The organism is Kitasatospora sp. Root107, from assembly GCF_001424875.1.
Taxonomy (GTDB): Bacteria; Actinomycetota; Actinomycetes; order Streptomycetales; family Streptomycetaceae; genus Kitasatospora.
The window spans coordinates 15,263-29,082 of the sequence record NZ_LMCT01000030.1 but is presented as its reverse complement, the minus strand read 5'-3'; the positions used below and the strand labels follow the sequence as shown (position 1 = coordinate 29,082).

9 protein-coding genes and 3 pseudogenes are annotated in these 13,820 nt (G+C 72.1%); 3 read left to right on the top strand and 9 right to left on the bottom strand.

The features are described from left to right. Positions 1-277: pseudogene (locus ASC99_RS41050) on the bottom strand (hypothetical protein); the annotation flags it as partial. A 133-nt stretch (positions 278-410) separates the two neighbouring features. Between ASC99_RS41050 and ASC99_RS24295 the strand changes: the two are divergent. Beyond that, the gene (locus tag ASC99_RS24295) at positions 411-1,682 is read left to right on the top strand and encodes a streptophobe family protein (RefSeq protein WP_057235643.1); all 1,272 of its coding nucleotides are present in this window, start codon (positions 411-413) and stop codon (positions 1,680-1,682) included. 167 nt (positions 1,683-1,849) lie between these two features. Here the strand turns inward: ASC99_RS24295 and ASC99_RS24290 are convergent, their stop codons facing one another. After that, complete coding sequence (locus ASC99_RS24290; RefSeq protein WP_057235641.1) at positions 1,850-2,536, bottom strand: TetR/AcrR family transcriptional regulator; 687 nt, start codon at positions 2,534-2,536, stop codon at positions 1,850-1,852. Positions 2,537-2,646: 110 nt separating this feature from the next. Here ASC99_RS24290 and ASC99_RS24285 point away from each other — a divergent pair, with 110 nt between their 5' ends. Further along, entirely contained in the window at positions 2,647-4,212 is a 1,566-nt protein-coding gene (locus ASC99_RS24285; protein WP_057235638.1) for an MFS transporter, read from the top strand. Positions 4,213-4,220: 8 nt separating this feature from the next. On the opposite strand, the pseudogene ASC99_RS24280 reads toward ASC99_RS24285, so the two are convergent. The 7 genes and pseudogenes from ASC99_RS24280 to ASC99_RS41970 form a co-directional block, all read right to left on the bottom strand. Continuing rightward, positions 4,221-5,549, bottom strand: a pseudogene (locus tag ASC99_RS24280) (transposase). A gap of 126 nt (positions 5,550-5,675) precedes the next feature. After that, positions 5,676-6,086, bottom strand: coding sequence for a VOC family protein (locus ASC99_RS24275; RefSeq protein ID WP_057235635.1), 411 nt, complete (start codon positions 6,084-6,086; stop codon positions 5,676-5,678). Positions 6,087-6,272: 186 nt separating this feature from the next. After that, a complete protein-coding gene (locus ASC99_RS37665) occupies positions 6,273-6,992 on the bottom strand; it encodes an alpha/beta fold hydrolase (protein ID WP_235583109.1) in 720 nt (239 codons plus the stop codon). Positions 6,993-7,201: 209 nt separating this feature from the next. Further along, positions 7,202-8,170: a serine/threonine-protein kinase gene (locus tag ASC99_RS24265; protein WP_369825159.1), complete on the bottom strand. Its 969-nt coding sequence runs from the start codon at positions 8,168-8,170 to the stop codon at positions 7,202-7,204. Between the two features lie 8 nt (positions 8,171-8,178). Then, entirely contained in the window at positions 8,179-8,688 is a 510-nt protein-coding gene (locus ASC99_RS41045; protein WP_057235630.1) for a hypothetical protein, read from the bottom strand. 5 nt (positions 8,689-8,693) lie between these two features. After that, positions 8,694-10,014, bottom strand: a pseudogene (locus ASC99_RS41040) (ABC transporter permease); the annotation flags it as partial. 4 nt (positions 10,015-10,018) lie between these two features. Next, positions 10,019-10,980 (bottom strand): FHA domain-containing protein (locus ASC99_RS41970; RefSeq protein ID WP_304440751.1); only part of this gene is annotated, 962 nt, incomplete at its 3' end. A gap of 197 nt (positions 10,981-11,177) precedes the next feature. On the opposite strand from ASC99_RS41970, the gene ASC99_RS39815 reads away from it, so the two are divergent. Then, on the top strand, positions 11,178-13,820 hold a 2,643-nt coding region (locus ASC99_RS39815), incomplete at its 3' end, for an amino acid adenylation domain-containing protein (protein ID WP_200948403.1).

Sequence of the window (13,820 nt, the reverse complement as noted above, 5' to 3'; positions counted from 1 at the left end):
CCGCACCGGTCGTACCGGCACCGGTCGGGCCGCCACCGGTCACCCCTGCTTCCGGCGGCTCCCCGCTCGGCGGTGACCCCTCCTCCGAGGGCCCGGAGAGCGGCCCGGACGGCGGACCGGACGCACTCCCGCCCGAGGTCGGCTGCCCGGCGGCCTCCGCCCGGCTCGGCAGCGGGCCGGTCGGGGGCACCGTCGGCGGGCCGGACGGCGGCTCGGACGGTGGCGGTTCTGACGGCCGCTCGGACGGCGGCGGTTCGGACGGCGGTTGGGAACTCACGGCCTGCCTCCACAACTGGTCTCCCCCGCTGCCTCATTGTTCCGGCGCCCGCCACCGGCGGCTCGCCGGAGTCCGCCGGGTGGCCCAAGCTGGGTGACAGGATCACGGCACCGCACGTCCGCCAGGAGGCGCCATGCTGCCGACCGGGAACTCCGGCAGGCCGGGCCGACGGGCCGTCACCCTCGGCCCCTGGACGGACGCCCTGCTCGCCACCTGCGTCACCCTGCTGGCGATGTCCGCGCTCGCCGCCCTCGGGCTCTGGCTGGCCGGTGCGGGCGACCTACCCGGGGCCGCGTTCCCCGCCGTCGTCGCGGCCACCGTCCTGATGGCGGTCGGCGTCCCGGTCCAACTCACCGGCGGCGCCGCCTTCCTGGCCGATGCCGATGGCGAGCTCTCGGCCATGCCGCTCTCGGTGACCCTGCTCGGCGCGCTGACCCTGGCCTGGCTGTTCCTCCGCCCGCTGCGCCTACGGCCAGGGGCGACCCCCGGCGAACTGGCCGGCCGGGCGGCCCGGACGGCGGTGCTCTGGCTCGCCCTGCTGCTCCTGCTCCGGGTGCCCGCCCACCACAGCTTCACCATCCGGACCGGCGACCCGTTCGCCGACACCCTGGCCGAGGTGTTCGACGCTGCGCCCACCGCCGGCTTCCGGACCGGTCTGCTACCGACCGTCGGCCTGGGCCTGCTCTGGCTCGCCCTGGTCCTGCTGCTGACCGTACTGGCGAGCCGGGGCGCGCCGCTGCCGCCGTCCCTGCTCCGGTACCGGACGGCCGCCCGGCCCGCCGCCCACGCGGTGCTCACCCTGCTGCTCGGCACGGTGGCGCTCGGCCTGGCAGCCGGGCTGGTCTCGGCCGCCGTGGACGGGCATCCGCGCCAGACCCTCGCCGTGGTCCTGCTCGCCCTGCCGAACCTGGCCTGGCTGGCGCTCGGGCTGGGCTTCGGCGCCTCCTGGCACGGCTCGCTCGACGGCGACCTCGGCCTGCCGATGCCTCAGCTGCTGTCCGACGTCCTGCGCACCCCGGACGGCCGGGACGTCACGCTGGACCTCCCCGCTCTGGCCGCACAGGACGGCCGGGCCTGGCTGCTGGCGGTGCTGGTCGCCGTCCTGCTGCTGCTCACCGGCCTGCACGCAGCCCTGCTCTCCCCGCCGGGCCTGCCGCTGTGGCGGCACGCCGCGCAGCTCGCTGCGGCGCTGGCACTCGCCATGCTGCTGATCGGCCTGCTGACCCGGGTCTCGGTCGAGCTCGGCCTCTCCCTGCTCGGCTTCGACACGGCGGGCGGCGGCATCTCGCTGGAGGCACGCCTGCTCGTCTCCGTCCCCCTGGCAGCCGCCTGGGGCGCCCTGGCCGGCCTGCTCGGCGCCCTCGCCGCCCGCCGCCTCCGGCGCCGCACCCCGGCCGGCATCTGACCCCGCCAGGTCCGTCACCTCGCCCGTTTCAGCGAGGCGACTTCGGCGTCGGAGCGGTCGGTTCCGGCGATACCCACGGCCATCTGCACGGCCCAGGTGTGTCCGGTCGTGCGCCCCCGCGTCCCGGGTCCGAGCTGATCCGAGCTGATCCGACGAACTCCGGCCGCTCAGCGCCGGTCCGGCGGCAGCAGGACCGCGAGGCCGTCCAGGATTCGCTCGAGGCCGAAGTCGAACCGGGCGTCCATGTCGGGATCGGTCAGGTCGCCGGCCAGCGCGACCAGGTTGGGGTAGGTCTCGGGCGGCAGGGCGCGCAGGCGCTCGCCCGCGGCGGCGACCACCTCCCGACGGCCGCCCCCCATCGCCTCGGCCGCCGCGAGCGGGGACTGCTCCTGCAGGACGAAGCCCTGTACGTAGGCGCCCAGCAGGTAGGAGGCCATGGCAGCATCCAGGTCGGAGAAGCCGGCCGCACGGAGGCGGTCGAGCTGATCCTCCATCAGCCCCAGCAGGTGGCGTCCGGGTGCGAGGCGGCCCGCGACGACCTTGGCCGCGTCCCGTTTGTCCAGCAGCAGCCGACGGTGCCGCAGGCCGTACTCGCGGAACTGCTCGCGCCAGTGGCCGGTCCGGGGCGGCGGTTCGGCGTCGGCCATCAGCTCGTCGTTGAGCAGGTCGAGCAGCTCTTCCTTGTTGCGGACGTGCCAGTACAGCGAGGCCGCCTTGACGCCGACCTCGGCGGCGACCTTGCGCATGGACAGGCCGGCCAGGCCGTCCCGTTCCAGTACCCGCAGGGCCGCCTGGGCCAGGGACTCCCTGGTCAGGCCGGGTGCTGACGGATCGTCCTGTGCGGGCACGGGCACCGCCCCTCCTGTGCGTCCGGGATTCCGCTTGCAATCTAACACCGTTAGGGGCATTCTGGGCCGCCATCACCCCTAACGCCGTTAGGGAGCATCGACCGGAGGGGTCCCCGATGGAGAGGTCGAGTACGCCGCGCAAGCGGCTCGCGCTCGCGACGCTCTGCGTCACCATGTTCATGGCCATGCTGGACAACGTCATCGTCAACATCGCGCTGCCCCGGATCGGGCAGGACCTGCACACCGGCATCAGCGGCCTCCAGTGGGTCGCCGAGGGCTACAGCCTGGTCTACGCCGCGCTGTTGCTGACCGGCGGTGCGCTCGGTGACCGCTACGGCCGTACCCGGGTGTTCCGGCTCGGCCTCGCACTGTTCACGGCCGGATCGGCCGCCGCCGCGCTGGCCGGCACGCCCGGGCTGCTGATCGGCGCCCGGATGCTCCAGGGGGTCGGCGCCGCGTTGCTCACCCCCGGCAGCCTGGCCATCCTCCGGCACGTCTTCACCGACCAACGCGAACGTGCCCGCGCGATCGGCCTGTGGTCCGGGGTCTCCGCGCTCGGGCTCTCGATCGGGCCGGTGATCGGCGGCCCGATGGTGGACGCGTTCGGCTGGGCCAGCGTGTTCTGGATCAACGTCCCGGTCGGGATCCTCGGCCTGGTGCTGGCCGCCAGGACCCTGCCCGACCTCCCCCCTCGCGCCCGCCGGATCGACCTGACCGGCCTGGCGCTCTCCGCCGCCGGCCTGGGCGCGCTGGTCTACGGGCTGATCGAAGGCCCCGCCCGGGGCTGGACCGACCCCCGCATCCTCGCCTGCGCGGCCGCCTCAGCCGTCCTGCTCACCGCCTTCGTGCTGCTCGAACTCCGCCTCGCCGAACCGATGCTGGAGCTCCGGCTGTTCCGCGACCGGGTGCTCTGCGGCGCGCTGCTCAGCGGCTTCATGGTCAGTTTCGGCATGTTCGGCGCGATGTTCTTCCTGCCCCTGATGCTCCAGGGCGTGCTCGGCTGGGCTCCCACCGACGCCGGCGTCGCGGGCCTGCCGATGACCGCGGCCATCGTGTTCGCCGCCCCGCTCTCCGGCCGGCTGACCACCCGGTACGGCCCCAGGCTCCCGGTGGTGCTGGGCATCGCCCTGTGCGCGGCCGGTCTCGGCGGCCTTTCGCTGTACGGCGACCAGGCGCGCTACCCCGAGTACCTCTGGACCCTCTGCACGATGGGCCTCGGCATGGGCCTGACCTTCACCCCGGTGTCGATCGCCGTCCTCCAGCGGGTCAGCGCGGACCTCACCGGCATGGCGTCGGCGACCATCAACACCCTGCGCGAACTCGGCGGCGTCCTCGGCATCGCCGTCCTCGGCGCCCTGCTGGCGAACCGTCTGACCGACGGTCTCACCAGCTCCTTCGACCGGCTGGGCCTCCCCACCGAGGCGGCCGGCCGAGCCGCCGACGGCTTCGTCGGCCACAGCGGCGGCGCGAGCACGGCCGGAGCCCTGCCTGGGCCAGTGCAGGCGGCCGTCGACCACGCCTTCGTCGACGGCCTGCACCTCGCACTGCGCTGCGGCTCCGCCGCCCTCGCCGTCACCGCCGTGCTGGTCGCCCTGCTGCTCGGCCGCTCCCGCCGCGGCGCGGCACCTGCGGCCGACGAGCGACCCGAGACCGAGGACACCCGCCTGGTGCCCGCCGGTTAGCTTGCCATTTAACTGATTGTGACGGTTCGTCGGGGTTTGGTGCCCTTCTTGTGGTGGGCCGGTCGTTGGTGCGGCTCGCCGGTTGCGAGGACTCTTCCCACGTCGTAGCGGGTGGCGATGGTGCTGTTCTTCGAGCCAGGGGGGCGTCCTGGTCCTGGTCGGGCGGGTTTGGGTGCACGCGCTGGCGATGGACATGCGGACCGGAGGTTCCGAAACCCGCGGCGGACCCGGGCCGGGGTGAGCCGGTGCGGTCCGGTCCGCTTCTCCCAGGGCCGACGGAGGTCTTCGGCCAGGGATCGGGCGAGTCGGAGCTGGGTGTGGGCGGCGATGACGATCCAGGTCCATCGGTCGGCGGCTTCGGGGCTGCGGAGCCGCGGTTTCGTCCAGCCCAGCGTCTGCTTCCAGAACCGGAAGTTGTGCTCGATGTCGAATCTCCGAAGGAACGACTGCCAGCAGCGGTCGACATCCTGGAGGGTGGCGTCGGTGCCGGACCACCACAGCCAGACGGGCTTGTTGACGCCGCCGCTGGGCAGCTTCTCCACCGCCAGGCGGATGACGGTGCCCTCGATGATGGGCAGCTCGCCGTCGTGGTCGAGCCAGGCTGCCCGTTTCGTGAGGCGGGGATGGAGCCGGTCCCAGGCTCGGACGGTGGCCTTCCCGTAGAGGCGGGTCTCGGTGACCGTCGCCGCGTGCTCCTGGCCCCAGGTGTCGGGCTGGCCGAAGACGAACTCACCACCGTGCTTGGGCGGTCGCCCGCCGGTGGGGACGTAGACCCGCGGCGGGGTCGCCCGGCGCATCACCCGGTCCGACCGCATCCGGCCCAGGACCTCCAGCGGCAGGTCGGCCAGCAGGTGCGGACTGCGTCCAGGGGTGCGGTCCACGAGGTCCGGCCGGTCTCCAGGGCCACGACGATCGAGTAGGGCCAGCCCGGGATCATCCGGTGCTCGTCCTTGCCCCGTCCGTAGGTGTGGCAGAACGAGCGGTCCGGCGCGGTGCCGGCGTCCGGCCGCAGCCACGGGCTCACGTCCACCGCCAGAACCAGGCGGCCGTCGGCCGCCCGCGGCAGCGGCAGCTCGGCCAGCAGTTGTCGCAGCCGGTCCACGGTCGACTGCACCGTCGTTCAACGCGGCGTAGAGGGAGCCGTGTCCGCGTCGGTGCTCGGGCGCCAGCGACAGGTCCACCAGGGTCTTGACCGGGCCGTCCGTGCACAGCAGCGCGTCCGCCAGCTCGAACAGCGCGTCACCCCGGCTGGGGAGGCAGCCGTAGAACTCACCCCGAAAGCGCGACAGCTTCGCGAACGCCTGCTGGCGGGCGTCCTGGTGGAGCCAACTCGGCAATGCGGCCTCCGCGTCGAATCCTGTTCCTCGTAGCTGAGTTCAGGATCACGCGAAGGCCGCCTCGGCATCCGACGAACACTCATGTGGGTGATCACGTTCGATGCGGCGTTCTAACCAGCCAGCTAATTAGTCGTGCTTGGGCCAGATCGGGCCCTGGTCGGTCCAGATGACGCCCTTGTTGCGGCACAGGCAGAATGGGTGGCCGATCGGGTCGGTGTAGACCTGCCAGCCGTAGCCGTTGGGGCCGATGAAGTTCTGCCTTAGCGTCGCGCCGAGGTCGAGGACGCGGCGCTGCTCGGACTCAATCTCGTCCACTTCGAAGTCGAGGTGGAACTGCTTGGGGTGGTCGCTGTCGGGCCACTGCGGAGCGCGGTAGTCGTCCACCCGGATGAATGCCAGCTCGATCTCGCCGAACTGGATGCCAGCCCAGTCCTCGGAGCTGCCTTCCTTGATCGGACGGCCCGTCACCTCGGAGTAAAAAGCCGCCAGCTTCATCGTGTCCGGGCAGTCGATAATGAAATCGGTGAGTCGCAGCATCCCGTGATCTTGCCACAAGCTCACACCCGACTTCGAGACAGGCCCTGAGCAGCTCCGCTGAGGTGCGGGAACAGAGAGTTCCTGGGGGCTTCGCCCCCAGACCCCGTTCACCAGGGGCGGCCAGGTTTGTACCGCAGGTGCGGATCAGCAGCGGACTTCGGCGGAGCCGCTTAGCCCGTCGAAGCCCTATTTGCCCACGGCGCCTTGCACGAATCGCCGAAGGTGCCCACGCACAACGTCGGGCTGCTCCAGCCAAGGCTCATGCCCTGCGCCCTCGATCCGGGTCAGCGGAACAGCGAGCCGAAGCGCGAGTGATTCAAGCGCCGACACGGGACGGGGATCGTCGACCCCGCCGAGGAGCTCCGCCCGCACAGGCAGGCTTGCACGCAGCTCGGCAAGGTGATCATCGAGCGGATCGGCGCGTCCTTCCAATCCAAGTTCGGCGTTCATGGACCAGTTGACCGGTCGACGCCGCAGGGCACCCTGGGCTGCCCAGCGCCACCCTCGTTCCGGGTCGGAGTGGTCGGTGAACCAGGCCAACGTGAGCAGCTCGACTTCCTGCTCCTCCGTGCGATGCGGCAACTCCTCCAATTCGCGGAGCCGCTCCTGCTGGGCTGCGGACATGCGGCGGCCACGTTCCGCTCGGTCCCCGGTACGCCAATCACCGATGAACGGCCCGCACATCAGCAGCATGGCGACCACCCGGTCGGCGTGCCGCAAACAGAACCGACTCGCCAGATTGGTGCCGTAGGAGTGCCCGATCAGCACGGCCTCGGGCACCTCCCACGCGTCGAGGAGCTCGGCGAGATCCTCGACATGCCGAGCGAAGGAATGACGACCCCGCCACGAAGACTGGCCCGTTCCACGCTGGTCGTACCGGTACACAGGCGCAAGGTCCGCGACCATGGGGGCGATATCACCCAGATAGTCCGGCAGGCCGGGACCACCATGGAGCAGGACCCCAGCCGCCGAGTCGTGTCCCCCAACGCCCGCCAGCGCAACTGCGCTCCGTCGGTCATCGACACGAGGCCCTGCATCTCCATAAGGGTCACCGCCAGGAACCTACCCGTGTCACTGGGGCTTCACCAAAGGTTAAATGGCAAGGTTAGGGCCTGTCAGCGCTCCCCCGTCTCGAAGACCGGCCAGGCCCAAGGGGGCGGCGCGGGCACCGGCGCGGGCAGCGCCACCACCGGGACCACCTCGGTCGGCGTCGGTACGACTGCCGGACCGACGGCCGCGGTCTCCCCGGCCGCCCGGAGCGCGGCGACCAGCGCCAGGCAGCTGTCGAAGCGCTGTTCCGGGGTCTTGGCCAGCGCCTTGGCCAGCACCTCGTCCAGCGCGCCGGGCAGGTCGGGGCGCAGCGAACTGACCGGCGGCACCGGGTCGTTCAGGTGCGCCCAGAGCAGCGCCAGGTCGTCGTCCCGGCGGAACGGGGGTGCGCCGGTGAGCTCCTCGTACACCACGCAGGCCAGGCTGTAGACGTCGCAGCGGCCGTCCACCGGCTTGCCGGAGATCTGCTCGGGGGCGACGTAGTCGAGGGTGCCGACGAACTGGCCGACGGTGGTCAGGCCGGTCAGTGAGAGCGACTTCTTGGTCAGGCCGAAGTCGGTCAGGTAGACGTGCTCGGGGTGGTCGGTGTCGGTCCCCTCGGCGACCAGGATGTTGCCGGGTTTGACGTCCCGGTGGACCAGGTCGTGGGCGTGCGCGGCGTCCAGCGCGGAGGCCACCTGGGCGGTGATCCGGACCGTCTGGCGGACGCCCAGCGGGCCCTGCCGGTCGAGCAGGGCGCGCAGGTCCCGGCCCTGGACGTAGCGCATCGCGATGTAGAGCACGCCCTCGGCCTCACCGGCCTCGTACACCGGGACGATGTGCGGGTGGTCGATCGCGGCGGCGATCTTCGACTCGCGGGCGAACCGCTGCCGGAAGACGTCGTTGCGGGCCAGTTCGGGGGCGAGCAGCTTGACCGCGACGATCCGGCCGAGCCGCAGGTCCTCCGCCTGGTGCACCACGGCCATCCCGCCGCGCCCGATCACCTTGCCCAGCCGGTAGCCGCCGAGCTGACGCCCGGTCAGGTCGGACTGCACGGTGGAGCTCACGGCTTGCCCCGCCCGGTGTCGGCGGGCTCGACCGTGGCGTAGGTCTGCAGTTGGGCGCCCTCGCAGTAGTACCAGCGGCCCTGGTCGAGGTCCAGCAGCCAGGCGGCCGGTCCGTCGATCACCGCACCGACCCGCAGGCCTGCGCTGCGCCTGCGGAAGCCCTCCAGATCGAGCAGCCCGGCGGCGTACTCGTCGACCAGCTGCCGGTAGGCGGCCAGGGCGTCCTCGAGGCGGGCCAGCAGGGCCCGCGGATCGGCGGAGGTGGCGAGCGGCTGGGCGGTGCCGGGCGGCCGGTGCGGCAGGGTGATCAGCATCCGGCCGTCCACCCAGGCGGACCAGGCGTTGGAGCAGACCACCCGGGCCCAGTCGCCGGTGGCCTCGGTCAGCATCACCGGCAGCAGCGGGTCCAGTCGGGCCGACGGACGGGCCGGGTCCGCGCTCTCCCAGGTCGGCAGCCCACCCTCGGGCACGACATGGGTGGGCCGGAACTCGTACGGGCTGGACATCGCCGCTACCCGCGCATCACGGCCGGCTCGTGCCGACGCAGCAGCCGGGCGACCAGCACGCCGAACACCAGCGAGAGTGCGGCCAGCATGCCGAGGTCGAGCAGCCAGACATTGAGGCTGTGCTCGAACAGCGGGTCCTCGGTGAGCTTGCCGGGCACCACCTGGTGCAGGTCGATGCTGGCGGCCATCGCGCCGAGCGCCCAGCGGGACGGGATCAGCCAGGACAGCTGGTTGAGCACCAGGACGCCGTTCAGCTGGAGCAGCGCGCCGCAGAACACCACCTGGACGATGGCGAGCAGCACCAGCAGCGGCATGGTCACCTCCTCCTTCTTCACCAGGGCGGAGATCAGCAGGCCGAGCATCATCGCGGTGAAGGACAGCATGGCGACCGCGATGGTGATCTCCGCCAGCGGCGGCATCAGCACGCCACTGCCCTGTGGTCTCAGCTTCACCCCGGCCAGGCCGACCATGGTGAGCACCACCGACTGAGCGACCGTGATGGTGCCGAGCACGACGATCTTCGACCAGAGGTAGGCGGATCTGGACAGGCCGACGGCTCTCTCCCGCTGGTAGATGGTGCGCTCCTTCACCAGCTCCCGGACGGCGTTGGCGGCGCCGGTCAGCACACCGCCGACGCACAGGATCAGCAGCCCGTTCAGCGCGGTCTCCTGGGTCAGCTTGCTGCCGGCCAGCGCCCGGGCCATCGCGCCCATCACGAACGGCAGCGCGATCATGACGGCCAGGAAGGTCCGGTCGGCGGTCAGCGCGGTGGCGTACCGCCGTACCAGGGTGCCCAGTTGGGACCACCAGCCCTGGGGCGGCCGGACCGGCACCGGAGGTGCGGCGGCCGCTGCCGGGCTGGCCGGGCGGGCCATCGCGTCGGCGATGTACCGGCGGTGCGCGTCCGACTCGCGGTACTGGCCGGCCCAGTCGCGGGCCCGGTCGTTCTCGAACGCCTCGAAGGCCTCCGGCCACTGGCCGAAGCCGACGAAGTCCAGGGTCTCCCCGGGCGGTCCGTAGAACGCGATCTTCCCGCCGGGGGCGAGCAGCAACAGCCGGTCGCAGAGGTCGAGGCTGAGCACACTGTGGGTGACCACGATGACGGTGCGTCCGTCGTCGGCCAGGTCGCGCAGCATGTGCATCACCGAGCGGTCCATACCGGGGTCCAGGCCGGAGGTGGGTTCGTCCAGGAAGAGCAGCGAGGGTTTGGTGAGCAGCTCCAGGGCGACGCTGACCCGCTTGCGCTGGCCGCCGGAGAGGCTGGAGATCACCTGGTCGGCGCGCTGTTCCAGGCCGAGTTCGGTGATCACCTCCTCGACCCTGGCCNNNNCGCAGCGCGCGGCGGACGGTGAGCTGGGTGTGCRGGATGTCGTCCTGCGGCACCAGGCCGATCCTCCGGCGCAGCTCGGCGTAGTCCCGGTACAGGTCACGGCCGTCGTAGCGCACCGTGCCCCGGTCGGCGGGACGCAGGCCGGTCAGCGCGTTCAGCAGGGTGGACTTGCCGGCGCCGCTCGGGCCGGCGACGGCCAGCAGACACTTCTGGCCGACCGGGAAGGTGACCTGGTCGAGCAGGACCTTGCCCTCGGCCACCTCGACCACCAGGCCCTCGACGTTCAGGTCGATGTCGCCGGTGTCGACGAACTCCTGCAGCAGGTCACCGACCAGGCACAGCATCGAGTGCCCGATGCCGACCAGGTCCTCGGGACCGACCGGAGCCGTGGTGACCGGACTGCCGTTCAGGTACGTGCCGTTGTGGCTGTCCAGGTCGGTGATCTCGTACCGGCCGTCGGGCCTGGCCCGGAGTTCGGCGTGGTGGCGGGAGACCGAGAGGTCGGCCAGCACCAGGTCGTTGTCGGTGGCCCGGCCGATCCGGGTCACCTTGGCGGGCAGCGGGCGGACCCGGGTGGGCGGCCGGAAGGAGCCGGTGATGGCGGTCAGCGCGGAGGGCGCCCGCGCGGTGGCGGGGGCCTCGGGCAGCGCGCTGAGGGTCGCGTACGGGCCGTCCTCGGCGCTGCCGAACCGGACCGTGCTGCCCGGACCGAGGTCCAGGTGGCTGACCCGGCGGCCGTACGCCCAAGTGCCGTTGGTGGAACCGGTGTCGTCCAGAATCCAGTGGTCGCCGTCGGCGTGCAGCTCGGCGTGGTGCCAGGACACCCGGGGATCGGTCAGCACGATCTCTCCCGTGGGGTCCCGGCCGACGTGGTACGTGCGGCTCGGGCTCATCACCTGTGAGTCGCCGTCCGTCTCCAGTACGAGCTGCGGCGCGAAGGGCGCGATCTGTCGCTCTCCCATACTCACGATGCTAGGCCCGGCCGGCGCCGGGAGCGCGACGGGGCGCCCGGGCCCGGGTCGTTCCCACGGCTGTTGGCGTACTCAGGACATGGCGCGTTCCGGCAGGTTCGTGACGTTGTCGTGCAACCGACGCGTTGCTTGACTGGTGCCCTTCCCCGCCCTTCCCCGCGCTGTCGCGACCTGGAGGCATGCATCCCATGACCACCGACGACGCTCATGCGGCCTTCCCTCTGACGGAGATCCAGTACGCGTACTGGGTGGGCCGTGGGCCCAACTTCGTGCTCGGGAACGTCGCACCGCACGCCTACTTCGAGCTGGAGGGCCGGCGGCTCGACCCGGCCCTGCTCTCCCGTGGCTGGCGCCGCCTGCTGGAGCGGCACGCCATGCTCAGAGCCGTGGTCCACAAGGACGGCCGCCAGCAGGTGCTGCCCGAGGCGCCGCCGTTCGAGGTCGGCTTCGAGGACCTGTCGGCGGCCGAACCCGCCGTGCTGGCCGAGCGGTTGGCCGCGACCCGGGCCGAGATGTCGGAGCGGGTCTACGACCCGGCCGTCTGGCCGCTGTTCGACATCCGGATCAGCCGGCTCGCCGACCACGACCGACTGCACGTCAGCCTGGACCTGTTGATGGTCGACCTGGCCAGCATCACGCTGCTGTTCACCGAGTGGAGCGCGCTCTGCCAGGACGAGGCGGTCCAACTGCCGCCGATCGACGTGACCTTCCGGGACTACGTGCTGGCCCTGGAGGACGGCACCGACGCGCCCCGGTACAAGCGCTCGCTGGACTACTGGGCCTCCCGCGCCGAGACGCTCGCCCCGCCGCCCGGAACTCCGCTCGCCAGACCGCCGGTGCAGATCCACAAGCCGCGCTTCACGCACCGCGAGTACCACCTGCCGCCGGCCGAGTGGCAGCGCTTCCAGCAGCTGGCCGAGCAGCGCGGGCTGACCCCGACCGCCGTGCTGGCCACCGTCTTCGCCGAGGTGCTGGCGGCCTGGAGCGGCACCCCTCGGTTCAGCCTCAACCTCACCATCTTCAACCGCCTGCCGCTGCTGCTCGCCGAGAACGAGCGCGGCCACCGCACGGTCCACCCCCATCTGCGGCGCGTGGTGGGCGACTTCACCTCGATCTGCCTGCTGGAGATGGACACCACCGGCGGCCTCCCGCTGGCCGAACTGGCCGCCCGCACCCAGACCCAGCTCCAGCAGGACCTGCGGCACCGCTACGTGAGCGCTCTGCACACCCTGCGGGAGCGCCGCCGACGCGGTCTGCAGACCGGCTTCGAGGGCATGCCGGTGGTGTTCACCAGCGGGCTCGGCACGGTCTCCGACGCCTCGGGGCCGATGGAGTACTTCGGCGACATCACCTACCGGCTGAGCCAGACCCCGCAGATCTGGCTGGACCACCAGGTGCTCGACGTCACCGGCTCGCTCGACCTGACCTGGGACGCCGTCGAGGAGCTGTTCCCCGAGGGTGTGCTCGACGACATGTTCGCTGTGTATTGCGGTCTGGTGCAGCGGCTCGCGCAGCCGGACGCCTGGGAGCAGGGGCTCACCGTCCCGCTGCCGGACCATCAACTCGCCGCCAGGGAACGCGCCAACGACACCTCCGGCGAGGCGCCCGGCGGTCTGCTGCACGAGGCCCTGTTCCGCGGCGCCGACGCCCACCCCGACCGGCCCGCCGTGCTGCACGGCTCCGGCTCGGTCAGCTACCGCGAACTCGCCGAGCGGGCGGCCGCCGTCGCCGCGGGCATCGGCGGGCTCGGGGCCGGGCCGCTGCGCGACCGGCTGGTCGCCGTCACCCTGCCCAAGGGCCCGGACCAGGTGGCGGCCGCCCACGGCGTACTGCTGGCCTCGGCCGCCTACCTGCCGGTCGGGCCCACCCTGCCGGCCCGCCGCCGGGCCGAGCTGTTCGAGAGCGGCGAAGCGCTCGCCGTGGTCACCGACCTGACGCTTGATCAGGCCTTGGAGTGGCCGGCCGACCTTCCCCGGCTGCACTCCCACGCCCCGACCGGCACCGCGCCCGCCGGACCGGCCGAGCCCGCCGACCTCGCCTACGTGCTCTACACCTCCGGCTCCACCGGCCGCCCCAAGGGCGTGATGATCGAGCACCACGCCGCCCTGAACACCGTCCTGGACATCAACGAACGCTTCGCGGTCGGCCCGCAGGACCGGCTGTTCGGGCTGGCCGACCTCGGCTTCGACCTCTCCGTCTACGACCTCTTCGGCAGCATGGCGGCCGGTGCGACACTGGTGCTCCCCGACGAGGACCAGCGCCGCGAACCCGCCCACTGGGCCGAACTGATGGACCGTCACGGCGTCACGGTCTGGAACTCGGTGCCCGCCCAGATGCAGATGCTGGTCGAGCACCTGGAGCAGGCCGACCGCGTCCCGGCCGCCCTGCGGCTGGTGCTGCTCAGCGGCGACTGGATACCGCTCGACCTGCCCGAGCGGATCCTCGCGCTCTGGCCGGACGCCCAGGTGATCAGCCTCGGCGGCGCCACCGAGGCGTCGATCTGGTCGAACTGGCACCCCGCCGACCAGGTGGCCCCGGACGCGCCGAGCATCCCGTACGGCAGGCCGCTGCGGAACCAGGCCTTCCACGTCCTCGACGCCGAACTGCGGGACTGCCCGGTCTGGGTGCCGGGCGAGCTGTACATCGAGGGCACCGGGCTGGCCCGTGGCTACTGGCGCGATCCGGAGCGGACCGCCGCGAGCTTCGTCCGGCACCCCGCCACCGGCGCCCGGCTGTACCGGACCGGCGACTTCGGGCGCTATCTCCCGGACGGGGTCCTGCAGTTCCTCGGCCGCCGGGACGGCCAGGTGAAGATCGGCGGGCACCGGATT

What these genes read in the sequence shown, in the direction of transcription:
- ASC99_RS24295 (WP_057235643.1), top strand. Translation starts at nt 411, where the DNA reads ATGCTGCCGACCGGGAACTCCGGCAGGCCGGGCCGACGGGCCGTCACC.
- ASC99_RS24285 (WP_057235638.1), top strand. Translation starts at nt 2,647, where the DNA reads ATGGAGAGGTCGAGTACGCCGCGCAAGCGGCTCGCGCTCGCGACGCTC.
- ASC99_RS24275 (WP_057235635.1), bottom strand. Translation starts at nt 6,086, where the DNA reads ATGCTGCGACTCACCGATTTCATTATCGACTGCCCGGACACGATGAAG.
- ASC99_RS37665 (WP_235583109.1), bottom strand. Translation starts at nt 6,992, where the DNA reads ATGGTCGCGGACCTTGCGCCTGTGTACCGGTACGACCAGCGTGGAACG.
- ASC99_RS41045 (WP_057235630.1), bottom strand. Translation starts at nt 8,688, where the DNA reads ATGTCCAGCCCGTACGAGTTCCGGCCCACCCATGTCGTGCCCGAGGGT.